This is a genomic window from Devosia sp. 63-57 (genome assembly GCF_001899045.1).
Classification (GTDB): Bacteria; Pseudomonadota; Alphaproteobacteria; order Rhizobiales; family Devosiaceae; genus Devosia; species Devosia equisanguinis.
In genome coordinates, this window is record NZ_MKUY01000005.1 from 1,399,282 (window position 1) to 1,423,519 (window position 24,238).

Annotated in this window: 26 protein-coding genes; 19 read left to right on the forward strand and 7 right to left on the reverse strand. The window is 62.5% G+C overall.

Translation table 11 applies throughout. The features are described 5' to 3' along the window. Positions 1-517 precede the first annotated feature (517 nt). Genes BGO80_RS14985 through BGO80_RS14995 form a run of 3 tightly spaced genes read left to right on the forward strand, consistent with a single transcriptional unit; the run spans position 518 to position 2,853 of the window. Positions 518-1,357, forward strand: coding sequence for a 3'(2'),5'-bisphosphate nucleotidase CysQ (locus BGO80_RS14985; protein ID WP_286722110.1), 840 nt, complete (start codon positions 518-520; stop codon positions 1,355-1,357). A 15-nt stretch (positions 1,358-1,372) separates the two neighbouring features. Beyond that, complete coding sequence (locus BGO80_RS14990; protein WP_126149688.1) at positions 1,373-1,612, forward strand: DUF4170 domain-containing protein; 240 nt, start codon at positions 1,373-1,375, stop codon at positions 1,610-1,612. Positions 1,613-1,614: 2 nt separating this feature from the next. Further along, entirely contained in the window at positions 1,615-2,853 is a 1,239-nt protein-coding gene (locus tag BGO80_RS14995; RefSeq protein WP_286722111.1) for an O-antigen ligase family protein, read from the forward strand. 32 nt (positions 2,854-2,885) lie between these two features. On the opposite strand, the gene BGO80_RS15000 is transcribed toward BGO80_RS14995, so the two are convergent. The 4 genes from BGO80_RS15000 to BGO80_RS15015 form a co-directional block, all read right to left on the reverse strand. Further along, a complete protein-coding gene (locus BGO80_RS15000; protein ID WP_286722112.1) occupies positions 2,886-4,031 on the reverse strand; it encodes a glycosyltransferase family protein in 1,146 nt (381 codons plus the stop codon). 2 nt (positions 4,032-4,033) lie between these two features. After that, on the reverse strand, positions 4,034-4,255 hold the full coding sequence (locus BGO80_RS15005; protein ID WP_126149685.1) for a DUF2093 domain-containing protein: 222 nt from the start codon (positions 4,253-4,255) through the stop codon (positions 4,034-4,036). Between the two features lie 46 nt (positions 4,256-4,301). After that, positions 4,302-5,921 (reverse strand): exodeoxyribonuclease VII large subunit, encoded by a 1,620-nt coding sequence (xseA, locus tag BGO80_RS15010; protein WP_286722113.1) that lies wholly within the window; start codon positions 5,919-5,921, stop codon positions 4,302-4,304. A gap of 93 nt (positions 5,922-6,014) precedes the next feature. Then, the gene (locus BGO80_RS15015) at positions 6,015-6,902 is read right to left on the reverse strand and encodes a LysR family transcriptional regulator (protein WP_126149683.1); all 888 of its coding nucleotides are present in this window, start codon (positions 6,900-6,902) and stop codon (positions 6,015-6,017) included. Positions 6,903-7,053: 151 nt separating this feature from the next. Here BGO80_RS15015 and BGO80_RS15020 point away from each other — a divergent pair, with 151 nt between their 5' ends. Beyond that, entirely contained in the window at positions 7,054-7,317 is a 264-nt protein-coding gene (locus BGO80_RS15020; RefSeq protein WP_126149682.1) for a YjiS-like domain-containing protein, read from the forward strand. 156 nt (positions 7,318-7,473) lie between these two features. Here BGO80_RS15020 and BGO80_RS15025 read toward each other — a convergent pair whose 3' ends face one another. Together BGO80_RS15025 and BGO80_RS15030 are read right to left on the reverse strand one after the other, a co-directional pair. Further along, a complete protein-coding gene (locus tag BGO80_RS15025) occupies positions 7,474-7,719 on the reverse strand; it encodes a PilZ domain-containing protein (protein WP_286722114.1) in 246 nt (81 codons plus the stop codon). Positions 7,720-7,734: 15 nt separating this feature from the next. Beyond that, positions 7,735-8,235, reverse strand: coding sequence for an invasion associated locus B family protein (locus BGO80_RS15030; RefSeq protein WP_286723051.1), 501 nt, complete (start codon positions 8,233-8,235; stop codon positions 7,735-7,737). Positions 8,236-8,613: 378 nt separating this feature from the next. Here BGO80_RS15030 and coxB point away from each other — a divergent pair, with 378 nt between their 5' ends. The 12 genes from coxB to BGO80_RS15090 all read left to right on the forward strand — a co-directional run bounded on the left by coxB (position 8,614) and on the right by BGO80_RS15090 (position 21,431). Further along, on the forward strand, positions 8,614-9,483 hold the full coding sequence (gene coxB / locus BGO80_RS15035) for a cytochrome c oxidase subunit II (protein WP_223214114.1): 870 nt from the start codon (positions 8,614-8,616) through the stop codon (positions 9,481-9,483). Positions 9,484-9,507: 24 nt separating this feature from the next. Beyond that, complete coding sequence (gene ctaD / locus BGO80_RS15040) at positions 9,508-11,202, forward strand: cytochrome c oxidase subunit I (protein WP_126149679.1); 1,695 nt, start codon at positions 9,508-9,510, stop codon at positions 11,200-11,202. A gap of 102 nt (positions 11,203-11,304) precedes the next feature. After that, positions 11,305-12,198 (forward strand): heme o synthase, encoded by an 894-nt coding sequence (locus BGO80_RS15045; protein WP_286723052.1) that lies wholly within the window; start codon positions 11,305-11,307, stop codon positions 12,196-12,198. Positions 12,199-12,200: 2 nt separating this feature from the next. Further along, complete coding sequence (locus BGO80_RS15050; protein ID WP_126149678.1) at positions 12,201-12,380, forward strand: cytochrome c oxidase system small membrane protein; 180 nt, start codon at positions 12,201-12,203, stop codon at positions 12,378-12,380. Further along, positions 12,381-12,947 carry a cytochrome c oxidase assembly protein gene (locus BGO80_RS15055; protein WP_286722115.1) on the forward strand — a complete coding sequence of 189 codons (567 nt, stop codon included), beginning with the start codon at positions 12,381-12,383 and terminating at the stop codon, positions 12,945-12,947. A 2-nt stretch (positions 12,948-12,949) separates the two neighbouring features. Beyond that, a complete protein-coding gene (locus BGO80_RS15060) occupies positions 12,950-13,783 on the forward strand; it encodes a cytochrome c oxidase subunit 3 (RefSeq protein ID WP_126149676.1) in 834 nt (277 codons plus the stop codon). 64 nt (positions 13,784-13,847) lie between these two features. Continuing rightward, on the forward strand, positions 13,848-14,201 hold the full coding sequence (locus BGO80_RS15065) for a DUF983 domain-containing protein (protein ID WP_286722117.1): 354 nt from the start codon (positions 13,848-13,850) through the stop codon (positions 14,199-14,201). Further along, a complete protein-coding gene (locus tag BGO80_RS15070) occupies positions 14,198-14,968 on the forward strand; it encodes an SURF1 family protein (protein WP_286722118.1) in 771 nt (256 codons plus the stop codon). The genes BGO80_RS15065 and BGO80_RS15070 overlap by 4 nt, the downstream gene beginning before the upstream one ends. 72 nt (positions 14,969-15,040) lie before the next feature. Further along, positions 15,041-16,435 carry a threonine synthase gene (gene thrC, locus BGO80_RS15075; RefSeq protein WP_286722119.1) on the forward strand — a complete coding sequence of 465 codons (1,395 nt, stop codon included), beginning with the start codon at positions 15,041-15,043 and terminating at the stop codon, positions 16,433-16,435. Between the two features lie 51 nt (positions 16,436-16,486). Beyond that, a complete protein-coding gene (locus BGO80_RS15080) occupies positions 16,487-17,749 on the forward strand; it encodes a M16 family metallopeptidase (RefSeq protein WP_126149672.1) in 1,263 nt (420 codons plus the stop codon). A 4-nt stretch (positions 17,750-17,753) separates the two neighbouring features. Continuing rightward, positions 17,754-18,371: a GNAT family N-acetyltransferase gene (locus BGO80_RS15085; RefSeq protein ID WP_126149716.1), complete on the forward strand. Its 618-nt coding sequence runs from the start codon at positions 17,754-17,756 to the stop codon at positions 18,369-18,371. A 180-nt stretch (positions 18,372-18,551) separates the two neighbouring features. Beyond that, a complete protein-coding gene (locus tag BGO80_RS15090; protein WP_126149671.1) occupies positions 18,552-21,431 on the forward strand; it encodes an EAL domain-containing protein in 2,880 nt (959 codons plus the stop codon). Positions 21,432-21,458: 27 nt separating this feature from the next. On the opposite strand, the gene BGO80_RS15095 is transcribed toward BGO80_RS15090, so the two are convergent. Next, positions 21,459-22,034, reverse strand: coding sequence for a YqgE/AlgH family protein (locus BGO80_RS15095; RefSeq protein ID WP_126149670.1), 576 nt, complete (start codon positions 22,032-22,034; stop codon positions 21,459-21,461). A 130-nt stretch (positions 22,035-22,164) separates the two neighbouring features. On the opposite strand from BGO80_RS15095, the gene BGO80_RS15100 reads away from it, so the two are divergent. The 3 genes from BGO80_RS15100 to BGO80_RS15110 all read left to right on the forward strand — a co-directional run bounded on the left by BGO80_RS15100 (position 22,165) and on the right by BGO80_RS15110 (position 24,189). Continuing rightward, positions 22,165-22,998: a protein-disulfide reductase DsbD domain-containing protein gene (locus BGO80_RS15100; protein WP_286722120.1), complete on the forward strand. Its 834-nt coding sequence runs from the start codon at positions 22,165-22,167 to the stop codon at positions 22,996-22,998. 98 nt (positions 22,999-23,096) lie between these two features. Continuing rightward, positions 23,097-23,585 carry a peroxiredoxin family protein gene (locus BGO80_RS15105; protein WP_126149668.1) on the forward strand — a complete coding sequence of 163 codons (489 nt, stop codon included), beginning with the start codon at positions 23,097-23,099 and terminating at the stop codon, positions 23,583-23,585. A 19-nt stretch (positions 23,586-23,604) separates the two neighbouring features. Then, positions 23,605-24,189 carry a hypothetical protein gene (locus tag BGO80_RS15110; RefSeq protein ID WP_126149667.1) on the forward strand — a complete coding sequence of 195 codons (585 nt, stop codon included), beginning with the start codon at positions 23,605-23,607 and terminating at the stop codon, positions 24,187-24,189. Positions 24,190-24,238: the final 49 nt, after the last annotated feature.

Below are 24,238 nucleotides of genomic sequence, written 5' to 3' on the forward strand. Positions count from 1 at the left end.
TTCGAGAGCTGGTTATTCCGCTCCGTTTGTGAGGCCAATCTAGCGCGAGGGATTACCCGCCACCTTAATCGGTTCGGTTAAGTTTATCTTGTTTTCCGAGAGGGTTAGCGGGATGTTGCACCTAGTTATGACCGATTAACCTCACGCAGTTGCCCCGTGTTTACCCTAAGGATTTGTGTGCGCGTTGGTCCCGTTCTCGCCATGCGCCTGAGAACGCGGAAGAAATCGGCACCGGCAGGTGAAATGACTCTCTCACTTGCCACAATGGCGCGATCCGGAGACCCAGGCCGCTCTCATCTGCCCATGCACTTCATCACCGCTACTGAGCCACCAAAGCGCCTGCCGTTTCGGTGTCGGTAAACGGCGTCAGCAGAATTGGGCCTGGGCAACTTGGCCTTCGCGCGCGATAGCGTACGGTGCCGGAATGGAGCCGGCGTCAGGCGCCGTCACTCAAGATGTAAACACCCTTCTGTGCGCGCCTCTTGCGGGATGGGGGTGTGGAGCATAAAAGCCCGCCATGCCGGCTTCCGCCCCACCTTATGATGATGATCTCGAATTGCTCCGCGCCAGCGCCGTAGCGGCGGGGATCATTGCCAGCGGCTTTTTCCGCAAGGACGTGAAGTCCTGGACCAAGGACAACGCTTCCCCTGTTAGCGAAGCCGATATCGTCGTCGATCGTTTTCTGGCCAGCAGCCTGCTCAATGCTCGCCCCACCTATGGCTGGTTGAGCGAAGAGACTGTCGACAATCCCAGCCGCCTCGATTGTGACCGTGTATTTGTCGTCGATCCCATCGATGGCACTCGGGCCTTCCTGCGCGGCGAGGATTGCTGGACCGTCTCGCTCGCCGTGGTGGAGCATGGCGTCCCGGTTGCGGGCGTGGTCTATGCCCCGGTGCGCGACGAACTTTATGAGGCCTATCTCGGTGGTGGGGCTCGCCTCAACGGCAAGCCGCTGCAGCGTATCCGCCGGGCCGGCGCCGCGCCGCTGATTCCGGCGCCGGGCGCTGTGCACCAGGAAATGCAGGCGGCCGGTCTCCACTATACTCGTGGCCCCTCCTATCCGTCGCTGGCCTACAGGCTGGTGCAGGTCGCGACCGGCAAGCTCGATGCCGCCGTGGCGCGGCGCGGCAGCCAGGATTGGGACATCGCCGGTGCCGCGGTGATCTTGCGCGAATCCGGTCTCGACTTCGCCGACGTGTGCAGCGGGTTCCCACAATTCAACAGACGAGATGTGCGCCATGGGGCGCTTGCGGCTTTGGGCGACATGAGCCTAAAACCGCTGGTCCATTCGGCGCTGATCAAGGTCTATGGCTGTCCGGCCGAAACCGAACAGGCGACCGAAACTCCTTATCCCTGAACGCGAGAATGACCCATGGCTGACACGACCGAAAAACAATTGCTGCATCTGGTCATCGGTGGCGAATTGTCGAGCCTGGAAGGCGTTACCTTTGCCGACCTTGAAAAGGTCGACATAGTCGGCGTCTATCCCAATTATGCCAGTGCCTACGCAGTCTGGAAGCAGAAGGCGCAGATGACCGTCGACAGCGCCCAGACCCGCTACTTCATCGTGCATCTGCATCGCCTGCTCGATCCGGAAACCAGTAAGTCCTGAGCGTGAGCCAGACTCAAGGGCGCCCCAGCCAAGATTTGCTCGCCATCATTGCGGCCGTGACCTTGGTTGCCGGCCTGGGCTTCATGGGCACATCCCCCTTTATCGCCGACTATGTGGTGATGGCGGGTGGGCTCATTGGCCTTGCCTGGGCGGTGCGCATGCGCTCCGACATATTGGTGCATCGCTCGGCGCTGATGGTCTGTGCCGCGCTTGCGCTCCTGGCCCTGACCCTGCCATTCGTCTACCGCAGCGAGATGGACCTCTTGCCGCTTCTGGCCTGCGCGCCGCTTCTGCTTGCGCCGGGCCTCGCTGCGCTCCTGCTGCGCGATGGCGCCTGGCTTAAGCCGCACGCCGTACCATTGCTTTGCCTGTTCGGCGCGGTCTCGGCGGGTCTCTTGGGCCTGTGGGAGGTGATGAACACCGGCACGGAACGCGTGGGCGTGGGCAATAACCCCATCCATTATGCCGGGATCACCACCATTGTCGGCTTCCTGGCCCTTACCGGCCTGGTGTCCAATCGCGATCCCTGGCGCTGGATTTATCTTCTCGGTCCGGCTTTCGCATTGGTCGGTGTCGTGCTGTCCGCCTCGCGCGGGCCGCTGCTCGCCTGGGCGGCTCTGGCGGCTCTGGCCTTCGTGGTCGTTGTCGTGACGCTGCGGCAGAAGCGTGTGGCGCTGGCGGGACTTGCCATTGTTGCCATCGGCGCAGCCATCTTCATGGTCACCGCGGGTGATAGCCTGGTGATGACGCGCATCACTGGTGGCCTGCAGGCCATCGGCGCAGCCGGGACCGCGGGCGGCGATGCGGTTCCGACATTGCTTGGTGCCGTAAGCGGGCAGGATGCGACACGCGCCGCCATGTACGACACCGGAATTGCCGCTTTCCAGTCTTCACCGCTCTTCGGCATCGGCTTTGGCCAGATGATGCCGTTGGCGCGAGACCTCTATCCGCAATTCGGCGAGTTGCAGACGCTCGAAAACCTGCACAGCGATCTCGCCGACTTCGCCGCGCTCGGCGGTGCCATGGGGCTGGCCGCCTTCGCCCTGATGCTGTTCTCGCCGTTGGCGGCACTGCGAACTGCGCGTCGAAAACCGGCGCTTCTGCTGGGTGCGCTGGTGCTGGTGGTGGGTTATGGCGTGCTCGGGCTGACCAACGCCATGTTCGGCGTCTTGCCCCAGACCGTGCTGTTCGGCACCGGCCTGGCCTATCTCATCGCTCTAGATCGAGCACCAACGGTCTGACGTGTATAGTGCAAAGGCCAGCGCCGAACGCCCTACCTCTTCAACGCGGCCAGCACATGCTCCATGGCGCCCGGCCCACCAATGTTCTGGCGCCCGATAGCTCCGAGGCGCTGACGCTCTTCGGGCGATGCAATGAGCTTGGACAATGCACCAGCCACGGCGTTGGGATCGCCTGGCACGGCTATGCGCGCCTCCCCGAACAGGCGCTGTTCGTCGAGAAAGCGCGATTGCCGGTCCTTGGCACTGGTCATGTGAATAACGGGCTTGCCCAGGCCCAGGGCCTGTACCGTCGCGGTACCAGCCTGCGAAAGCACGATGTCCGACTCGGCCAGCGCATTGCCCATCGCCCGCCCGCGCAGCAAATGCACCACCAGCGCGCCGTCGGTCAGGCTACCAAGATCGTCGCCCTCGGTGCTGAGGAGATTGCTGCGCTGCATGTCGGCTGCACCCGCCAGGTCCTCGACCGAGAGGTCACCGGCGACAGCAAGGAAAATGTCGGGCACCGACCCCGTGTCGAGCTTGCGCAATGCCTTGATCTGGCGCGCAAAGTTATCCACCGTCTCCCCGCGGCTGCCCGGGAGCAGCGTGATGGCCAGCGGGTGCCGGCGCCGGCTTTGGGCGTCATAGTCGCCTAACGGGATTGTATCCATCATCAGATTGCCAGCTGCCTTGGCGTCGATGCCGTCTTCGCGCAGCATGGCGGCGAGATTGTCGGCCCGACAAAAAGCAGTGGCGCAAGTGCGCTTGAGAATGAAGCGCTCCGCCGACGAATAGAGGCGGGCCGCCCCTGTCTTGTAGCAGTCGATATAGAAGAGGTTCTTGTAGCCGCTGAGCCAGGCCAGGGCCGGCACGGTTACATCCCCCACCACCACGACCTTATCGTAGCTGTCGCGCACGGAGCGCAGGAATTTCAGCGCCGGCGGCAGCATGGCGAGGCCGCCTTTGGCGACATCGCGCCGCAACGAGCCCTTTGCCGTGCGGGCTCCACCGGAATCGACACGACCGCGCGGGCCGACAATCGGGCAGATGCCGGCATAGGCCGTGCCGCTGCCCACCACGGGATAGGCTTCAACGCAGATATCCGGCATCAACCGGGCAACGATGGCAGCGGCGATCCAGTCTTCACCATGGCCGTTGGAAATGAAGAGGAAGCGCTGACGCGTCGCTGCCTCGTTCATGGTCAGTTGCCCCGACCGAAGCGTTCGAAGGCGGTGTGGGCGGCGACGGCATCGGCATAGGCCTCCTGCCGGTCGACACTCCAATAGAACAGCTCGTCCAGCGGGATCGGCTTGCCGGTTATGGCGCAGCGCACGAAGGTGCCGGGCTTGAGCACGACATAATCGCCATCGAGGTACCGCAAGCTGGCTTCAGCGGGCGAAAAGCCCTTGTCGAATATGTTCATCCCAGGCTCCCTGCCATTTGTCCGATATAGTCGAGCGGCATCTGCTTCAAAAGAGGCTTTCCTGCGACTCGTCGTCCGTAGGCGTCGCACGGGACGATTTGCGCCGAGCCGGTGGGGCCCCGGCAATGGTCGCCGCCACTTCACCATCGGCAAAGCTCAGGCGTACCCCGTCGCCAGGGCGCAGCGCCACCGCGCTCGAGACCACCTGTCCCTGATCGTCCTGCACCAATGCATAGCCGCGTGCCAGCACATTGCGATAGCTGAGCGTTGCCAGCAACTTGCCCCACTGATCCAGTTGGGTGCGGCGCGATCCCATGCCTGTGCTTGCTGCCGCATCCCCCCGACGCACCAGCGTATCGAGCCGCTGCCCGGCATGGCGGAGATCGGTGCGAATGGGCTGGGCGGTGAGGCGCGGGGTGATACGAGCCATGCCGGATTGCTTGCGTTCAAGCAGTTGCGCCGCGGCACCCGGCAGGCGCCGGGCGCCGGGGTCGAAGGTCAGTCGCGCGCGCTCAATGGTCTTGATCAGCCCTGTCTCGGCCCGGCGGCTGAGCGTCGCTACTCTTTCGGCGCGTTCGAGATGGCGCTGGCGCACCAGGCGTGGCTGGACGGCCGAGGCGAGGCTGGAAAAGGCCAGCCGCCGCGACTGCACGAAATGGCGCAGAGCCCCGGACAATTGGCTGGAGGCCAAGTCAAGGCTTTGACGCGGTGTAGCGACCAGATCGCTGGCCCGCGGCAGGCCGGCGCCGGCGGCGCGCAAGCGGTCGCGCAGGCTCGAAAGACTGCGCCGCGCCGCCTGGCGCTGACGGCTGCCCTGGTCCTCGACATAGGCGATGAGCTCAGCCCGCACCGGCACCGCTGCCTCGGCTGCGGCTGTCGGCGTGGGCGCACGCATGTCGGAGGCATAGTCGATCAGCGTTGTGTCGGTCTCGTGACCCACCGCCGAAATGACGGGAATGCCCGAGGCGGCAACGGCGCGCACCACCGCCTCCTCGTTAAAGCCCCAAAGATCTTCGATGGAGCCACCGCCGCGCGCCACGATGAGCAGGTCGGGGCGCGGAATCGGACCGTCCGGCAGCAGCGCATTGAACCCCTCGATGGCATTGACCACTTCGGGTGCACAGGTCTCACCCTGCACGCGCACCGGCCACAGCAGCACGTGGCTGGGAAACCGGTCATCGAGCCGGTGCAGGATATCCCGGATCACTGCGCCTGTGGGCGAGGTGATGACGCCGATGACGCGCGGCAGATAGGGCAGGGGGCGCTTGCGCTCGCGGGCGAAGAGCCCCTCGGCCAGCAGCTTCTTGCGGCGCTCTTCGAGTAGCGCCATCAGCGCCCCGGCGCCGGCCGGCTCGATATTGTCGATGACGATCTGGTATTTCGACGAACGCGGGAAGGTGGTCAGTCGGCCGGTGGCGATGACCTCGAGTCCTTCCTCGGGTTTGAAGCTGAGTTTTGCGTAATTGCCTTTCCACACCACCGCATCGATCGAGGCGGCATCGTCCTTGAGGGTGAAATAGGCATGTCCCGATGAATGCTGGCCACGGAAACCGGAGATTTCACCGCGTACCCGGACATGGCCGAACTCGTCCTCAACGGTCCGCTTGACCGCCTGGGCGATCTCGGAAACGGTAAATTCGGCGGCATTGGTAAGCTGTTCGGCCATGCGTCTCTCGTGCGGCATGGGGCGGTGGAGGTCAAGAGGGACGACGATGCCCGCTTATAGACGCCGCATAGCGTGTGGCCGCAGCCCCCCTGGCTATTCAGCCGCCTCGGCCTGCGGCGGATGCTCGAGATTGCCCATTGATTGCACGATATGGTTGGCTAGCGCGTCGTAGATGCCGCCATAAGCATGGCTGGCCCGCATCAGGGCAATCTGGGCGTCGGCGAGACGCGGCAGGCCATGCTCGTCGCCAATGACACGCATACCCGGCTGCAGGGCGCTTTCCGGCAGGAACCCCACCGCCAGGTCCGACAGCACTGCCGAGGATATGGCGGTCGCGTTGGACGACGTATAGGCGATGCGGTAGTCCTTGCTGGTGCGCTCGAGCGCGTCCATCGCATCCTTGCGCCAGATGCAATATTGCGGGCCGCAGGCAATCGCCATCGGCTCGTTGGCCAGCGCGCGCCCGCCATGGCTGGCTACCCAGAACATCTTTTCGGTGCGGAAGAGCTCGCCGAAATTCTGATTGGTGCCCTGGGTGAAGACGATGAGATCGTAGCGCCCCGCCTTCATCCCCTCGAGCAACACTTCTGAGGCCATGCAAGACACGTCTACCGCAATGCGTGGATGGGTGCGCTGGAAGCTCGAGAGAATGACCGGCAGAAGCCGTACCGCATAGTCGTCGGGCACGCCAAAGCGAATGGACCCAGCCAGGTCGCCATCGTTGAAATGGTCGAGAATCTCGGCATTGGCACGCAGCATCTTGCGGGCGCGTTCGTATAGCACTTCGCCGTGATGGGTGAGGGTAACGCTGCGGCCATCGCGCGTGAACAGCGAATGTCCCAGCCGCTCCTCAAGCCGTTTGATCTGCATCGACACGGCGGATTGCGTCTTGTTCACCCGCCGCGCCGCCTCGGTGAAGCTGCCGCAATCGGCAATGGCGCAGAAACTCTGCAACTGGTCGAGATCAAGAGGAGCAGCCATTTTGGTCTCATCACGGATTTTGATCGAGAGGATGAAATCTATTTGTTGGACGAATGGAAGTCCAGAGCGCTATCAGGCGCTGACGGTGCAGTGACGCGCCGCCGCGCCGGCCTCCCTCCGGCGCCCATCCTGTTTGTCCTTGGAGATAATCATGGCTCTCTCGCTCCCCGGCGAGCGGTCAGTTGCGGCTGGCTCGCACTCGACGATTTTTGGCGCCTTCTTTGCCTGGGTCGCCCAGGTCAAGGCCGCTCGTCAGCGCCGCACCGCACTCAAAGGGCTCATGGGTCTTGATGCCAATCGTCTGCAAGACCTTGGCATTGATCGCGGCGACATTGCCGATGCCATGGTGGCGCGCAATGGACGCACCCCGGGCATGGTGCTGAGTGCAGCGCGCGCTCGCAACGCCCGCGCCTGAATTCTCGAATTGCGGCCGTTCGTGGCGGCTGCTGACCCGTTGGTTCGAACACGATGAGTGCTCGTGCCATCTCCCGGACCAGTTTTGCCGCTGGTCCCGTTTCCTGATGACTAGCCGGGCCGTGAAATTCACGTGCCCGGCCTTTTTATTTTGCAGTCAGGATGAAAATGCCACGCCCAGTTCGGTGGCGGTTCGCCAGACGATGGCGCAGGAAAAGTGGCGCCCGTCGTCCATGGTCAACTCGAAGTTGTCGGGAATGCCCACCACGCTGGTCACCACCAGCTTGGCGCCAGTCTCGGAAAAATTGCGCATCGTGCAATTGATTGTGGAAAAGCCATTGTTAAAGACGATCTTGCCGCCCTTGAGGGTGCGGTGGCGCGTGGCCCTCGATCGTTCTTCCATGGCAAAAACTCCCGATCAGGGGAGGGCGGCGAAGCCCTCGGCAAACCCATCGAGCGACACCGGTATGCCCACGCCTTCCTCAGGCGTCTTGAACACCACGAAAATGGCAGTGGTCCCTTCGGACAAAACCTTGATCAGGTCGTCATCCAGTTCCACCTCGGCGATGCAGCCATTGGGCAGGCAGCGCACGAAGGCCACGCGGCCCATATCATTGCCGTCGACATTGAGGCCCAGGCCATTGGGTAGCAGCACGCCAAGCGGCGCCAGCACGCGCAGCAGCCTCGCCTCGCGATCGGCGGTCCGCAGCACGATGACCGACAGGCCGACATTGGGCTGGTCTTCGGCAAGGACGTTTTGAATGATGGCGCATTGCTCGGAACTGGCGCCCGGGGGCGTGTCGCAGCTCATCTGCCAGTCGCCATGCTCGGCGCGAACCGTGCCCTGACCCAAAGCGGGTACTGCCAACAGGCCTGCCACAACAGCGCAAACCGTACCAAACTGCTTTGCCCAGACCATCACTCTATCAATTCTCCTGCCGAATCGGCGCATGCGCACAGGCGATTCCTGTTTCTGATACGCGTCCCGGCCTGTCAACCAAAGGCCGGATTTCCGGCAGGTTTTGCCGGGAAACTGGGGCGCGGTTGAGGCATGGCGCCCTCATTGTGGCAGCAATTTGCCGCATGCTGGACCCATCAGCCTACAATAGACTCGGCTCCTCCAATGTGATTTAGGTCAAACAAGAGTTTTACGCTCCGAGGTTGAGTCGGGGCGGCGTTAGCTATGCCGCTATAACCCTCATTCTCGGTGCCAGCCGCCAGAACAGTGCATAGGGGGTTTATGGTGACCGGGCAGTTCTTGAAGAAGTTGGGGGCCGTTTCCGCGGTCGCTTTGGCAATGTCGCCGGCGATCGCGTTCGCGCAGCAGTCCAGCGCCGGGCATCCCGAGCCTGGACAGATTCATCTCCAGCCTTCGGTGACCCCGATCATGGATTCCATCGTGGCTTTCCACGATGGCCCCCTGATGTGGACCATCACCATCATCGTGCTCTTCGTGCTGGCCCTTCTGGTCGCCGTCGTGGTGCGTTTCAACGCCAAGGCCAATCCGGTCCCGGCGCGTTTCACCCACAATACGTTGATCGAGGTGATCTGGACTGTCGTGCCGATCGTCATCCTGATCATCATCGCCATTCCCTCGTTCGGCGTGCTGTCTGACCAGATGACCGTGCCCGATGGCGAGCGCAAATATCTCGGCTCCAACATCTTCTCGTTCGGTGAAGTCGAAGTCCCGGCCCCGGGTCTCGTCGTCAAGGTCTCCGGCGAGCAGTGGTACTGGAACTACGAATATGTGGATCAGGGCGTTGCCTTCGATTCCAACATTCTGGGCAGCGTCGCCACCAATTATCATCAGGACATCAAGCCCGGTCAGCCGCGCCTCCTGGCTGTCGACAACGAGCTCGTCGTTCCGGTCGATACCACCGTTCAACTGCAGATTACGTCGAGCCCGTCAGGTGTGATCCACGCCTTTGCCGTGCCGTCCTTCGGCATCAAGGTCGACGCCGTGCCGGGCCGCCTCAACGAAACCTGGTTCAATGCCCGTCAGACCGGCATCTATTACGGCCAGTGCTCGGAGCTGTGTGGCAAGGATCATGCCTACATGCCGATCGCCGTCCGCGTCGTTACGGCTGAAGAATTTGAGGCCTTTATTACCGCATTCGCCGAGAACCGTGACTACGCCGCGGCTGCCGCCGTGCTGCCGGCTCTCTAAGCATAGGGTCAGGGGAGACAATCTATGGCTACTACAGCAAACCTCGAAGCCCATGCGACCGGGCACGATCATGCGGCGCATGATCACCATACGCCCACCGGCTGGCGCCGTTGGGTATTCTCGACCAACCACAAAGACATCGGGATCATGTACCTGGTGTTTTCGATCATCGCTGGTGTGATCGGCGGCATCCTGTCCGGCCTTATGCGCATGGAGCTGCAGGAGCCTGGCATCCAGATCTTCCACGGCCTGGCCTCCCTGGCCTATGGTCTCGAGGGCGACGCTGCCCTCGATGGCGGCAAGCACATGTTCAACGTGTTCGTGTCCGCCCACGCCCTCATCATGGTGTTCTTCACCGTCATGCCGGCGACCATGGGTGGCTTTGCCAACTATTTCGCTCCCTTGATGGTCGGTGCGCCTGATACCGCCTTCCCGCGTATCAACAACATCGCCTTCTGGCTGCTGCCGCCGGCGCTGCTGCTGACGATCCTGTCGATGTTCTTCGAAGGCCCTGCCGGTGCCCTCGGCTTCGGTGGCGGCTGGACGGCTTACCCGCCGCTGTCGACCTCCGGCCATCCTGGTCCGGCGACTGACTTCGTCATCCTGTCGCTGCACGTCGCTGGTGTGTCCTCGATCCTGGGCGCGATCAACCTGATCACGACCATCCTGAACATGCGCGCGCCCGGCATGACCATCCACAAGATGCCGCTGTTCGCTTGGTCGGTGCTGGTCACCGCCTTCCTGCTGCTGCTCGCCCTGCCGGTTCTGGCTGGCGCCATCACCATGATGCTGACCGATCGTAATTTCGGCACCAGCTTCTTCGCCCCTGAGGGCGGCGGCGATCCGGTGCTCTACCAGCACCTGTTCTGGTTCTTCGGTCACCCCGAAGTGTACATCATGATCCTGCCGGGCTTCGGCATCATCAGCCACATCGTGGCGACCTTCAGCCGTAAGCCGGTTTTCGGCTACATGGCCATGGCCTATGCCATGGTTGCCATCGGCTTCGTCGGCTTCGTCGTGTGGGCCCACCACATGTACACCACCGGCCTGAGCCTCGACGTGCAGCGCTACTTCGTGGCTGCCACCATGGTCATCGCGGTGCCCACGGGCGTGAAGATCTTCTCCTGGATCGCCACCATGTGGGGCGGCTCCATCACCTTCCGTACGCCCATGCTCTGGGCCATCGGCTTCATCTTCCTGTTCACCGTTGGTGGTGTGACCGGTGTGGTGCTGGCCAATGCCGGTGCCGACCGTGCCCTGCACGACACCTATTATGTGGTTGCTCACTTCCACTACGTGCTGTCGCTCGGCGCCGTGTTCTCGATCTTTGCGGGCTGGTACTACTGGTTCCCCAAGATGTCGGGCTACATGTACTCCGAACTCCTCGGCAAGCTGCACTTCTGGATCATGTTTATCGGCGTGAACCTGATCTTCTTCCCGCAGCACTTCCTCGGCCTTGCCGGCATGCCGCGTCGTTACATCGACTATCCGGATGCCTTCGCTCTGTGGAACCGCGTGTCCTCCATCGGCTACTACATCACCTTCGTGGCCATGGTCATCTTCTTCTACGCCACCTGGGAAGCCTTCCGTAAGAAGCGCGTCGCCGGTGACAATCCGTGGGGTGATGGTGCAACGACCCTGGAGTGGACCCTGTCCTCGCCCCCGCCGTTCCACCAGTTCTCGACCCTGCCTCAGATCGACTCGTCCAAGGCTCACTAAGCCGCAGGCGAGACGACATCAGCGGATCGCGCCCAAGGCGCGGTCCGCCACACAAGGAAAGTATCAGTGGCTTATATCGACGACAGCAGGAGCACACCCGCCATGGCGGGCGAAGCACGGGTAGAGGACTACCTGGCGCTGCTCAAGCCGCGCGTCATGTCGCTGGTCGTGTTCACTGCCTTTGTCGGCATGCTGATCGCTCCCGGTTCGATCAACCCGATCATCGGCTTCATCGCCATTGCCTGTATCGCCATCGGGGCAGGGGCCTCCGGCGCGCTCAATATGTGGTATGACGCCGATATCGATGCGGTGATGAGCCGGACCATCAACCGGCCCATTCCCGCCGGTCGGATGGCTGCCTCAGAGGCGCTGGTCTTCGGTGTGGTGCTCTCGGTCTTTTCCGTGATGCTGCTGGGCCTCGCGACCAATTGGGTTGCCGGTGGTTTCCTGGCCTTCACCATCTTCTTCTATGTCGTCGTCTATACGATGTGGCTCAAGCGCTCGACGCCGCAGAACATCGTTATCGGCGGTGCTGCCGGCGCCTTCCCGCCCATGGTGGGCTGGGCCGCGGTGACCGGCACGCTGAGCTGGGAAGGCTTTGCGCTCTTCCTCATCATCTTCCTGTGGACCCCACCGCATTTTTGGGCGCTCGCCCTCTACAAGCAGAGCGACTATGGCGCTGCGGGCATCCCAATGATGCCGAACGTGGTCGGTGAAGTTTCGACCCGCCGGCAGATCCTCGCCTATTCGGTTATCTTGGTCGCGGCCAGCATGTTGCCACTCTTCCTCGGCTTTGCGGGGTGGATTTACGGCGCCATCGCCATCGCCTTCGGCGCGGGCTTCCTCTGGCTGGCCGTTCGTCTGTGGCGCGCTTCGGAAAGCGTTGCCATGCGCAAGGCTGCCCGCAGCCTCTTCACCTTCTCCCTCAGCTATCTGTTCGTGCTGTTCCTGGCGCTTTTGGCTGATACCTTTGTCACCAGAATGGGGCTGCTTTGATCATGGCAACGCAAGCCGAATTTGAAATGCAGCCGATGACCCCGGAGCAGGAGGCGGCCCTCAAGCGCCAGCGCCGTCGTCGCTCCATTGCCCTCGGCGCCGCGCTGGCACTCTTTGCGCTGACGTTCTACGTGCTGACCATCGTCAAGATGGGGCCGGCTCTGTTCGACAGGGCGCTCTAGATGACCGATGTCTTGCACCATCGTAGTCCGGCTTCTGCAGCGCCGAACAATAAGCGCCTGGGCCTGATGCTGGCTGGCATCGCCGCCGGCATGGTGGGCCTGGCCTTCGTGTCGGTGCCGCTCTACCAGATGTTCTGCCAGGTAACCGGCTTCGGTGGCACCACTCAGGTAGCAGCCGATAACCCCAAGGGCGTCATTGCCCGCGAGATGAAGGTCCGGTTCGACGTCAATGTCGAGCGCGCCTTGCCGTGGACGGTGAAGGCTGCGGCGCCGGTGACCGACCGCATTGGCACTGTCGACACGGTCAACTACATCGCGACAAATAATTCCGACAAGCCGCTGACCGGCATGGCCGTGTTCAACGTCACGCCTGAAAAGGCCGGCGTCTATTTCAACAAGATCCAGTGTTTCTGCTTCAACGAGCAGACACTACAGCCGGGCGAGACGGTGGAAATGCCCATCGTCTTCTTTGTCGATCCCGATCTGGACGACAATCCTGAGCTCCACACCATCAAAGAGATTACGCTCTCTTATACCTTCTACGCTTCAGACAGTGAGGGAAGCTGAACATGGCCGCCTTAGAAAAGAACCATGACTACCACATGGTCGAACCGAGCCCCTGGCCGTTCGTCATGTCGGTTGCCGTCTTCGTGCTGGCGATCGGTGGCATCGCTTGGATGCACCATTGGACGCCGTGGCTGTTCTTCATCGGCCTGGCTGGTGTGGTCTACACCTTCTATGCTTGGTGGGCCGATGTGATCAAGGAAGCCAATGGCGGCTTCCATACGCCGGTGGTCCAGCTCCACCATCGCTACGGCATGCTCTTGTTCATTGCCTCCGAAGTCATGTTCTTCGTGGCCTGGTTCTGGGCCTATTTCGATGGCTTCTTCCGCTTCGACGACATCGAGCAGTATGCCCGCGTCGCCTTCACTGGCGGACATTGGCCCCCGACTGGCATCGAACTGTTCGACCCCTGGCACCTGCCGCTGTTCAACACGCTGATCCTGTTGACCTCCGGCACCACGGTGACCTGGGCCCACCATGCGCTGCTTGAAAACGATCGTCAGGGCCTGCGTTGGGGCCTCGTGCTCACCGTGGCGCTCGGCGTGCTGTTCTCTTTCGTTCAGTATCTCGAATACACCCATGCCGGCTTCTCGTTCTCGGGCAACCTCTATGGCGCCACCTTCTTCATGGCGACCGGCTTCCACGGCTTCCACGTCATCATCGGCACCATCTTCCTTCTGATCTGCCTGATCCGTGCCGAACGCGGTGATTTCACCCCCAAGCAGCATCTCGGCTTCGAGTTCGCCGCCTGGTACTGGCACTTCGTGGACGTGGTGTGGCTGTTCCTGTTTGCCTCGGTCTATGTCTGGGGCTCCTGGGGCGTGGCCCTGAGCCATTGAGGCCGAATACGACAATCGGAGAGGGGCGCGGCATGGTCTGCGCCCTTTTTCTTTGGAACATACCATGAGCACCCCCAATCCCATTTTGACCGGCATTGCCTGCCGCTGCCCGCGTTGCGGCAAGGGTAGGTTGTTTTCCGGCTATCTTCAACTTACCCCATCTTGCCCCCAGTGCGGGCTCGACTACGACTTTGCCGATAGTGGCGATGGCCCGGCTGTTTTCGTGATATTTCTGGTCGCGCCGGTGGTGATCATTCTGGCGCTTGTTGTCGGCGCCAGCTTCACCATCCCGCCGTGGATGCATCTCGTGCTATGGATTCCCACGACCTTGATCCTGTCGCTGGCCCTCCTGCCGCCATTCAAGGGCGTGCTGGTCAATGTCCAGTACCGCCATGATGCGCATGAGGGCCATCAATGAGCACTGTTCGCCTCGCCAATCTGCGTTGGACCGATTGGGTCTTTGTCGTCCTGATGCTGGCCCTCGCTGCAACCTGCGTTTTCCTTGGTACCTGGCAAATGGAGCGCTTGGGTGAGAAAGAAGCGCTGATCGCCGCCGTCGATGCCCGCCTGAATGCTGCACCCATCCCGGTGCCGGCCGCCGATACCTGGCCCGATCTCGATGTCGATGCGCTGAATTTCCAGCCGGTGTCGCTGAGCGGCCACTTCGCCTATGACCAGACCAGCACCGTCTTCACCAGCCTGGCCGATCCCAAGGGTCGATATGGCGGTCCCGGCTACTGGGTCATGACCCCCTTCGTGCTCGACGCGGGCGGCACCGTCTTCGTCAATCGCGGCTTCGTGCCGGAGCAGAATCAGGAAGAGGTGATCCTGGGCGGTCTTCATGATGCCAGTGAGGGACAGGTGATCGTCTCGGGGTTGTTGCGCCCTGGGGAGCCCACCGGCTTCATGACCCCCGAGACCAATATGTCCGACCGGGTAGCCTGGGTCCGCGACCCGACGCTGCTTGCCACCATGATCGATCCTGCCCTTGTGCCGGTGGCGCCGTTCTATGTCGATCTTCCGGCCGGCGCGCCCGATGCACTGCCGCAGGGCGGCGAAACCGTCATCAGTTTCCCCAATAACCATTTGGGCTATGCATACACCTGGTATGGCTTTGCCATCGTCGCCATTGTCATGCTCGGCTTCTGGTTGTGGCGGCAGGCGCAGCGGCAGCCAAAACGCTGATCGCGGCAAAACCTTGCGGCTCAGCGCGGCTTTGACTAGGTTGCAACAATTCTAAAAGGGCGCTTCTTCCCGATGCAGTTTGTTTCTACGCGTGGCAAGGCGCCCGCGCTTGGCTTCTCCGACGCAGTTCTGGCAGGACTTGCCGCAGATGGCGGCCTCTACGTGCCGGCATCCTGGCCGCAGGTCAGTGCGGACGAAGTCGCCGGTTTCGCTGGTAAGCCCTATGCCGATGTCGCCTTCGCGATTATCTCCCGCTTCACCCAGGGCGAGATCGATGACGCGACGCTGAAGACCATCATCGACGAAGCCTATGCCAGCTTCCGCCACGCCTCGGTGACGCCGCTGGTGGAGATTGCCCCTGGCCATTTTGTGCTTGAGCTGTTCCATGGTCCGACCCTGGCGTTCAAGGACGTCGCTATGCAGTTCCTCAGCCGGGTGATGGACCATATCCTGGCCCAGCGCGGTCTGCGCGCCACTATTGTCGGCGCCACCTCCGGCGATACCGGTTCTGCCGCCATCGAAGCCTTCCGTGGCCGCGACACCACCGATATCTTCATCCTCCATCCCAAGGGGCGCACCTCGGAGGTGCAGCGCCGGCAGATGACCACCGTGCTCGACGCCAATGTCCACAACATTGCGCTCGAAGGCACCTTCGATGATTGCCAGGACCTGGTGAAGGCCATGTTCAACAATCATGGCTTCCGCGATCGCGTGCGCCTGTCCGGCGTCAATTCGATCAATTGGGGCCGCATCGTCGCGCAGATCGTCTATTATTTCACCGCTGCCGCATCGCTGGGCGCACCACACCGCAAGGTGAGCTTCACCGTGCCCACCGGCAATTTCGGCGATATCTTCGCCGGCTATTGCGCCAAGCAGATGGGCCTGCCAATCGAGCAATTGGTAATCGCCACCAATGCCAACGATATCCTGCGCCGCACGATCGATACCGGGCGCTACGAAATGGCCGGGGTGGAGCCGACGATCAGCCCGTCCATGGATATTCAGATTTCCTCCAATTTCGAACGCCTGCTGTTCGAATCTGCCGGTCGTGACAGCGACGCGGTCAACCGCATGATGTCGAGCCTCAAGCAGTCGCGCGGCTTTGCCTTGCCGGATGCGGCGCTTTCGGCGATCCGCCGCGACTTTGCCGCCGGCACCACCGACGAGGCGGCAACGCGCGCCGTCATCGCTGGGACCTGGAAAAAGAGTGGCTACCTACTCGATCCGCATACCGCCGTTGGTCTTGGCGTTGCCCAGCGCCTGCCGTCCACAGCCGTGCCGATGGTGACGCTGGGCACCGCCCATCCCGCCAAATTCCCAGCTGCGGTGAAGGAAGCCTCGGGTGTCGATGCGGCCCTGCCGAGCTGGTTGGCCGATCTCTATACCCGCGAAGAACGGGTGACCGTGCTGGCCAATGACCAGCGCATGATAGAAGACTTCATCGGGGCGCGTAGCCGCGCGGCCTGAACGACACGGCGAACCCGCGGTCGCGATGGCCGCCGGTTCAGGAGGACCAGTGTGAGCGTACGATCGACAAGTCTCGACAATGGCATGGTGGTTCTCACCGACGACATGCCGCATCTGGAAAGCGCGTCGCTGGGCGTTTGGGTCAAGGCCGGTGCGCGGTCCGAGCGCAAGGCCGAACACGGCATTTCGCACCTCCTCGAACATATGGCCTTCAAAGGCACCAAGACCCGCACGTCGTTGCAGATCGCCGAGGCCATCGAAAATGTCGGCGGTGATCTCAACGCGGCCACCTCCATCGAGCATACCGGTTATTTCGCGCGCGTCCTCAAGGACGATGTGGTGCTGGCGGCTGATATTCTCGCCGATATCCTGCAGAACTCCACCTTCGACGAAGATGAGCTCGCCCGCGAAAAGCAGGTGATCGTCCAGGAAATTGGCGCTGCCCGCGACAATCCCGACGACCATGTCTTCGACCTGTTCCAGGAGGCGGCCTACCCGACCCAGCCCATCGGTCGCACCATTCTGGGCACCGTGGATTCGGTGCGTGCTTTTACGCCTGAGACCGTCCGCAAATATATGCGCCGCAACTATGTGGGCGACCACATGGTGATCGCTGCCGCCGGCAATGTCGACCACGATGGGTTGGTGGAAGTGGCCAAGCAGCGCTTCGCCGACCTCGCGCCCAGCGGCGCACCGGCCCCGCAACGCGCCGAATATCGGGGCGGTCAGGAGCGGCTGGTGTCCGACCATGAACAGGCCCACATCGTTCTCGGCTTCGAAGGTCGCGCCTATAATTCCGATGGCTTCTATGCGGCCCAGGTCCTTGCCTCGGTTCTTGGCGGGGGCATGAGTTCGCGCCTGTTCCAGGAAATCCGCGAGAAGCGCGGCCTGTGCTATTCGGTCTATTCCTTCCACTGGGCCTTTGCCGATAGCGGCGTGTTCGGCGTTGCCGCGGCTACCGGCGAGGACGAAGTCTCCGAGCTCATCCCTGTCGTGCTCGACGAGCTCCGCCGTGCCACCGAGACCATTTCCGATGACGAAGTGGTGCGCGTGCGCAACCAGATCAGGGCGGGTCTGCTGATGTCGCTCGAAAGTCCTTCAGCGCGCGCCGGGCAGCTTGCGCGCCAGCAGATTCTCTGGGGTCGCCCAATCCCCATGGCCGAGACGGTCGAGCGCATCAATCGCATCACCGCCCAGCGCGTGCGCGAGGTCGCCGAGCAGATCTTCACCAAGGGCGCCGTGACCCTGGCCGGTATCGGCCCGATCGATCGACTGGCCGATGTCGAAAGCATCGGCGAGACGCTGCAACGCTGATCCCATGGCCTGGCCCTGGTCCTCGCCCCTGCCTCTGGTTGCTCTGCGTGGTGGTCGGGTCATGCTGCGCCTGCCGGTCATGCGCGACTATGAGCCCTGGTATCGTTTACGCCGCGAGAGCCAGGATTTCCTGAAACCCTTCGAGCCGCGTTGGTCCGAGGCCGATCTGGCGCGACGGGTTTTTGCCATGCGGGTCAAGCGGGCGCGTCAGGAAGCAGAGCAGGGCACCGATTTCACCTTCTTCGTCTTCCTGCCCGATGGTCGTTCCGAAACCCTGGTGGGCGGTATCACCCTCTCCAATATTCGCCGTCGCGCCGCCCAGTTCGTCAATCTTGGCTATTGGATGGGCCAGCCCTATGCCGGCAAGGGGCTGATGAGCGAGGCTGTCTCGGTCACGCTGCCCTTCATCTTCGACACCCTGAGCCTGCACCGCGTCCACGCCGCGTTCCTGCCCACCAACACGCCGTCGCGTCGGGTGCTGGAAAAGAACGGTTTCGTGGAAGAGGGCTATGCCGAACGCTATCTGCAGATCAACGGCCGCTGGGAAGACCACGTTCTCATGGGGCTGACCCATGAGCGCTGGGAAGCGGAAAGAATGGGTGTGCGCCACTGGGTGGCCTAGCGGCTTAAGCGCCCATCAACCCACTGTGGCAGTTTGGCCACAGGAAACGACGCTTGTCGCAAGCGGCAATCTCTCGTACCAAGTTACCGCCCTCCGGGAGGAGAAAGAAAAACCAAGGCTGTGCGGCCTCTTTTGCGCCGCCGCCACAATGAAGCCTAGCGCAGGATTTAACTGCCCCTGATGCGTCACTTTCTCGCCGCCGCGATCTCCCTGGCCGTCGCCTTCCTCTGCCTCACTTCAGCGTGGGCCTTCGAGGTCATTTCCGTTCCCGAGGACGTCAACGCCGTCAATCTCTCCGCCGTGGTCGAGATCGTGCCGGGCCAGGATGGCCGCGTGCAATTGTCGACCGCGCCGGACTCGACCGGCATCATCCGTCGCATCGAAGTGCTGGCGGCCGAGCAGGGCACGAACCCTGCCTTTGCGCTGATCGCACTGCGCAATGACAGCGACCAGCAGATCGAGCGTCTGCTCGTCGCGCCCTTCTTCCGTCTGCCGGGTTCCGGCGTGTTCCAGCCAGATCTAGGCGAAGGCCGCGTCACTGCCGTAACGCCCAGCGCCGGCATCCGCCCGGTCCGCCTCGCCGATCCGGAAGCCGATGTTTTTGAGGTAACGCTCGATCCGGGCTCCACCGTTACCCTCGTTGCTGAGCTGACGTCAGGCAATCTGCCCGAACTCTACCTCTGGCAACCCAATGCCTATCGGGACTATGTGAATTCCTTCACCCTGTTCCGAGGCGTGGTTCTGGGTGTCGCAGCGCTTGCCGCCGTGTTCCTCACCATTATGTTCGTGGTCAAGGGACGCGGTGTTTTCCCCGCTACGGCAGCCGTGGCCTGGGCGGTGCTGGTCTACCTGCTCATCGATTTCGGCATCATGGGGCGCCTGTTCGGCCTGTCCCCAGGTGGCGTGCAGCCTTTACGCGCGGCGGCGGAGGCGGGCATAGCAACGGCCCTGGCCGGATTTTTGTTCATCTACCTCAACCTCCATCGCTGGCATCTGCGCTTCATTCATTTGGCGCTGGGCCTCGCGGCCTTGTTCCTGGCGCTCTTTGCCTTTGCCTTCTTCCAGCCCGCCATTGCCGCCAGCATCGCCCGGCTGGTGCTGGCGCTGCTGGGCGTTTCGGGTTTCTTCCTGATCCTGCTTCTGGCCCTTCGCGGCTATGACCGCGCCGTGCTCCTGGTGCCCACCTGGATCATCTATATCGCCTGGCTGTTCTACGCCTGGCTGGTCATTTCAGGCCAGGTGAGCAATGACGTGGCCCAGCCTGCCGTGGCCGGCGGCCTCGTGCTCATCGTCATGCTGCTTGGCTTCACCGCCGTGCAGCACGCCTTTGCCGAGGGGCAGGTCTCTATCGGTACGCTCAGTGAGGTGGAGCGCCGCGCCCTGGCGCTGACCGGTTCGGGCGATTTTGTCTTCGACTGGAACATCGAGCGCGACCGCGTCACCGTCAGCGACGAACTCGGCACCAGACTGGGCGAAAAGCGTGGCACGTTGCGTGGCGCCATCAAGCGCTGGCTTGACCGCGTCCATCCCGACGACCGCGACCGTTTCCGCACCGCCTTCGATACACTGGTGGAACTGCGCCGCGGCAAGGTTTCCGCCGATATGCGCATCGCCAGCCACGACGGCAGCTATCGCACGTTCCGCATGCGGGTGAAGCCGGTTCTGGGCGGCGATGGCCAGGTCAATCGCATCGTCGGCACCCTGCAGGACGTTACCGAAGACCGCGCCGCGCGCGAACGCCTGCTGCATGACGCCGTGCATGACAGCCTTACCGGCCTGCCCAACCGCCAGCTCTTCCTCGACCGGCTGGAGCGGGCCCTGGTCCGCGCTCGCATCCCCGGCGGCACCAAGCCGGCTGTGTTCCTCATAGACATCGACCGCTTCATGGAGCTCGAGGAACGCATTGGCCATTCCGCAGCCGATTCCGTGCTGCTCGCCATTTCCCGCCGCATCGCGCGCATCATGCGGCCGCTCGATACGGTGGCGCGGGTGTCTGGCGACCAGTTTGCCGTTATCCTCTCTTCCGAACAGGCTGCCAGCAAGATCGCCGAAACCGCGGAGCAAATCCGCAAAGCGCTGAAATCCCCGTTCAATTTCGGCGACCGCGACCTGGTGCTGACCGCCTCGATTGGCGTTACCATCTATGACAGCAATCCCTCGACCGCCGAGGATGTGCTGCGTGATGCCGAGCTGGCCATGTACTACGCCAAGCGGCTGGGCGGCGACCGTATCGAAGCCTATCGTGCTTCCGCCCGTTCTATCGCGGCCTACAACAAGGCAAGCGAGGAAGATCTCGAGCGCGGTATGAAGCAGGGCGAGCTGCATGTGCAGTTCCAGCCGATCATGGATCTGCAGACCGGTCAGATGGCCGGTGCCGAGGCGCTGATGCGTTGGACCCATCCCACCCGCGGCCTGGTCATGCCCGACGAATTCGTGCCGCTGGCGGAGCGCTCGGGCCAGATTGAAAAGCTGGGCCGCCTGGCTTTCGAGCAGGCGGCGGCGCAGGCCCGCGAATGGATGACCACACCGGGCCTGCCGGAAGGGTTCTTCATCTCGGTCAACCTCTCTCCTACCCAGTTGGCGACGGAGACGCTGCTGACCGACATGCGCAACCTATTGTCCCGCGACAAGGAACTGGCCGCCCACCTCAAGCTAGAGATTACCGAGAGCCAGGCCATGACCAATCCGGAGCATTCCGCCCATATGCTTGAGGCACTGCGCAATCTCGGCGTTGGGGTGGCGCTCGACGATTTCGGCACTGGCCATTCCTCGTTGAGCTATCTCCACCGCTTCCCGATCGACACCATCAAGATTGCTGCGCCTTTCGTGCGGTTGAGCACCGAAAACGGCATTGCCCAGACCCAGGCGCCGATCATTCGTGCCGTCGTGGCCCTGGCCACCGATCTCGATCTGTTGGTGATTGCCGAGGGTGTTGAAACGCAGGACGAAGTGGATCGCCTGCGCGACCTCAACTGCCGCTATGCACAGGGCTTCGTCTTTGGATCGGCCATGACCGGCGTGGAGCTTGGCAAGAAGCTGGCGGTGCAGCTGGGGCGGTAAACCCGCTCACAAGCTAGAGTGGCCGCGCTAACCGTGCCCGACTTCCGTGCTGAGGCTGGCGCGGGTGATATGCAGGCTGGCCAGCGCATGGTCGTAGCGGTCTTCCACCGGCACGTCGAACAGCAGTTCACGGCTGAACGGCGCAGTCAGCCAGCCATTGGCGCTGATCTCGTCTTCCAACTGCCCGGGACTCCAGCCACAACAGCCCAGCGCCAGGAGAGAGGCGCGCGGTGCCGGCCCGAATGCCATGGCCTTGAGCACATCCAGCGTCGCCGTCAGCCCGACCTCTTCAGACACCTGATAGGTATTGCCGCTCTGGTAGTCGGCGCTGTGCAGTACGAAGCCGCGCCCCTTTTCCACCGGTCCACCGCGCATGACCGCACGCTGCCGGATCGCGTCTGGAAGCCGGATCACCGCATCGGGATCGCCCAGATCCAGTTCGTCCAGAATATCGGCGAAGCGCAGATTGGCCATTTCGTGGTTGACCACCAGTCCCATGGCGCCTTCGGTGCCGTGGCCGACGATCAGGATGACGCTTTCGGCAAAGCGCTCATCCTCCATATCAGGCATGGCGATCAGAAAATGTCCTTCGAGCGAGTTCATGATCCCAAGTGTAAAGGGCCCGGCCCGCCCTGCCAAGCGAACCAGGGCCGCAGCCGGACAATTGAGCATCACGAAGGCCTGATCGCCGATCAGCTATTCCTTCACCTTCTGCTGCGCTAATGCCAGCACCATGCGCACCCTTCTTGCTCTGCTCACAGTGCCGTTTCTTGCCCTGTCGCCCGCTTTGGCGGGCGAAACCGCCTGGCAGGAACTGGCGCCGGGCGTGACCCTCCGGCTGATCAGCACCGGGATCGTCAAGGCCGACGGCACCACCCTGATGGCGCTCGAAATCGACATGCCTGCCGATACCAAGACCTATTGGCGCGTACCCGGCGATACCGGCCTGCCAACGCAAATCGACTTTACAGGCTCCATCGGCGTTTCCGGGCACGAAATGCATTGGCCCTATCCGGTGCGCGACCAGAAGGCGGATTATCTTGATTATGTCTATTTCGGTCATGTGGTACTGCCCTTCGCCGTGACGGTGGATGACCCCGCCGGTCGCGTCGAGGCGGCCGTGACCCTTGGTGTCTGTGCCGAAATCTGCATTCCGGCCCAGGCTCGTCTCAGCCTTGAACTCCGCGATGCGGCGCCCGACCGGGCCAATGGCCTGCGCATCCGCCAAGCCTTGGCCAGCGTCCCTGCCAGGTGGGCCGAACCCGATGAGCCGATCGGCGCTGTGGAAGTGCTTGATGGCGGCAAGGCCATCGGGGTGTGGATAAATGACGATGGCTTTGATCCCGCGAGCTTGATTGCCTCCACCCAGGAGGGTTTTCCGGTGTTCGGTGCGCCGCAAAAAAGCCCTCAAACCAACCTAGTCACGCTTCCCATCCATGGAAAAACGGACAATAGTGCCCTGCAAGGCAAGATTGTTCAGCTTACATTCATGACCGGCATGGGAGCCTTTGAGGTCAGCCGGACCATTGGTAAGCCTGTGGACGACGTAACTGCACCGCGCCCATAGACCGCCGGGTCTTGCTTGCGGCGGCAAAGCCGCATATCGCGGTGCAGAGTTTTGGAGTAGGCGGCGCTGACCGCCAGAGGCATGGGGCATTTCCACCAATGATCGAACGTGGCAATCCGATCCCGTCTATCGGGATCAAGCTTGTGACGGCGACCGGGACCAGCGACACCACCAGCGACGCGGTTTTGGGCGAAGGCACAGTTGTTCTGTTCTCCGTGCCTGGGGCCTTCACCCCGACCTGCCATGTCAATCATCTGCCCGGTTTCCTGGCCAATGCCGACAAGCTGCATGCGGCCGGTGTCGACAAGATCGTCTGCGCCAGCGTCAACGACGCCTTCGTGATGAAGGCGTGGGCCGAGGCCAGCGACGCGCTTGGTGCGGTCGAGTTCATCGCTGACGGCAATGGCGACCTCGCCAAGGCCATGGGCCTCGACAAGCAATTTGGCGGGCTTGGCCTGCGCTTCGTGCGCTCTGCCATGATTATTCGCGACGGCGTCCTCTCCGATGTGTTCGTCGAAGATGCGCCTGGCGTCAACGCCAGCGGCGCCCCCGCCATTCTGATGGCCCTCCAGGCCGCTGCAGCCTAATTTGTCAGGAGCGACAGACATGACCACGACCCTGACCACCACCTTGCGTTTTGCCTCACTCGGCGCCATGGCCGTTCTTCTCGCCGGCTGCTCCATGGGCGGCCTCATGGGCGGTGGCTCGCGCGACACCGCGCAGCTGCAGAATGCCACGGCCACCCCGGCTGCCGTTGCCCAGGCGCAGACCAGCGCCCTGCCGGTGATCGCCACCGAATGCCCGCCGATCAAGGTGCGTCTGGGCGGCGAAGCCATGTTCTATTATGGCGGCGGCCGCACCGGCGATGCCAAGTCCCTGCAATATCAGGGCGTCATCGACGAGACCTCGCGCAACTGCGTCGTCTCCAACGGCCAGATCACGGTCAATATGGGTGTCACCGGCCGCGTGCTGCTCGGCCCTGCCGGCAAGCAGACCTCGGTCAATGCTCCGATCCGCTTTGCGGTCGAGCGCGACGGCCAGGCCATCTTCTCGGAAAAGTACACCATTCCTGTTGCCATCACGCCGCCAGCCCAGTCGGCTGAATTCGTGAAGGTCGTCAACAGCGTCAATATTCCCTATCTCGGTGGCGAAAACATCACCATCTGGGTCGGGTTCGACACGCGCGGCTGATTTCAGCGCGGCAGACAAGAAAAAGGCCCGGATCGCTCCGGGCCTTTTG

What these genes read in the sequence shown, in the direction of transcription:
- BGO80_RS14985 (WP_286722110.1), top strand. Translation starts at nt 518, where the DNA reads ATGCCGGCTTCCGCCCCACCTTATGATGATGATCTCGAATTGCTCCGC.
- BGO80_RS14990 (WP_126149688.1), top strand. Translation starts at nt 1,373, where the DNA reads ATGGCTGACACGACCGAAAAACAATTGCTGCATCTGGTCATCGGTGGC.
- BGO80_RS15000 (WP_286722112.1), bottom strand. Translation starts at nt 4,031, where the DNA reads ATGAACGAGGCAGCGACGCGTCAGCGCTTCCTCTTCATTTCCAACGGC.
- BGO80_RS15005 (WP_126149685.1), bottom strand. Translation starts at nt 4,255, where the DNA reads ATGAACATATTCGACAAGGGCTTTTCGCCCGCTGAAGCCAGCTTGCGG.
- xseA (WP_286722113.1), bottom strand. Translation starts at nt 5,921, where the DNA reads ATGGCCGAACAGCTTACCAATGCCGCCGAATTTACCGTTTCCGAGATC.
- BGO80_RS15015 (WP_126149683.1), bottom strand. Translation starts at nt 6,902, where the DNA reads ATGGCTGCTCCTCTTGATCTCGACCAGTTGCAGAGTTTCTGCGCCATT.
- BGO80_RS15020 (WP_126149682.1), top strand. Translation starts at nt 7,054, where the DNA reads ATGGCTCTCTCGCTCCCCGGCGAGCGGTCAGTTGCGGCTGGCTCGCAC.
- BGO80_RS15025 (WP_286722114.1), bottom strand. Translation starts at nt 7,719, where the DNA reads ATGGAAGAACGATCGAGGGCCACGCGCCACCGCACCCTCAAGGGCGGC.
- BGO80_RS15030 (WP_286723051.1), bottom strand. Translation starts at nt 8,235, where the DNA reads ATGGTCTGGGCAAAGCAGTTTGGTACGGTTTGCGCTGTTGTGGCAGGC.
- coxB (WP_223214114.1), top strand. Translation starts at nt 8,614, where the DNA reads ATGTCGCCGGCGATCGCGTTCGCGCAGCAGTCCAGCGCCGGGCATCCC.
- ctaD (WP_126149679.1), top strand. Translation starts at nt 9,508, where the DNA reads ATGGCTACTACAGCAAACCTCGAAGCCCATGCGACCGGGCACGATCAT.
- BGO80_RS15045 (WP_286723052.1), top strand. Translation starts at nt 11,305, where the DNA reads ATGGCGGGCGAAGCACGGGTAGAGGACTACCTGGCGCTGCTCAAGCCG.
- BGO80_RS15050 (WP_126149678.1), top strand. Translation starts at nt 12,201, where the DNA reads ATGGCAACGCAAGCCGAATTTGAAATGCAGCCGATGACCCCGGAGCAG.
- BGO80_RS15055 (WP_286722115.1), top strand. Translation starts at nt 12,381, where the DNA reads ATGACCGATGTCTTGCACCATCGTAGTCCGGCTTCTGCAGCGCCGAAC.
- BGO80_RS15060 (WP_126149676.1), top strand. Translation starts at nt 12,950, where the DNA reads ATGGCCGCCTTAGAAAAGAACCATGACTACCACATGGTCGAACCGAGC.
- BGO80_RS15065 (WP_286722117.1), top strand. Translation starts at nt 13,848, where the DNA reads ATGAGCACCCCCAATCCCATTTTGACCGGCATTGCCTGCCGCTGCCCG.
- BGO80_RS15070 (WP_286722118.1), top strand. Translation starts at nt 14,198, where the DNA reads ATGAGCACTGTTCGCCTCGCCAATCTGCGTTGGACCGATTGGGTCTTT.
- thrC (WP_286722119.1), top strand. Translation starts at nt 15,041, where the DNA reads ATGCAGTTTGTTTCTACGCGTGGCAAGGCGCCCGCGCTTGGCTTCTCC.
- BGO80_RS15085 (WP_126149716.1), top strand. Translation starts at nt 17,754, where the DNA reads ATGGCCTGGCCCTGGTCCTCGCCCCTGCCTCTGGTTGCTCTGCGTGGT.
- BGO80_RS15090 (WP_126149671.1), top strand. Translation starts at nt 18,552, where the DNA reads ATGCGTCACTTTCTCGCCGCCGCGATCTCCCTGGCCGTCGCCTTCCTC.
- BGO80_RS15095 (WP_126149670.1), bottom strand. Translation starts at nt 22,034, where the DNA reads ATGAACTCGCTCGAAGGACATTTTCTGATCGCCATGCCTGATATGGAG.
- BGO80_RS15100 (WP_286722120.1), top strand. Translation starts at nt 22,165, where the DNA reads ATGCGCACCCTTCTTGCTCTGCTCACAGTGCCGTTTCTTGCCCTGTCG.
- BGO80_RS15105 (WP_126149668.1), top strand. Translation starts at nt 23,097, where the DNA reads ATGATCGAACGTGGCAATCCGATCCCGTCTATCGGGATCAAGCTTGTG.
- BGO80_RS15110 (WP_126149667.1), top strand. Translation starts at nt 23,605, where the DNA reads ATGACCACGACCCTGACCACCACCTTGCGTTTTGCCTCACTCGGCGCC.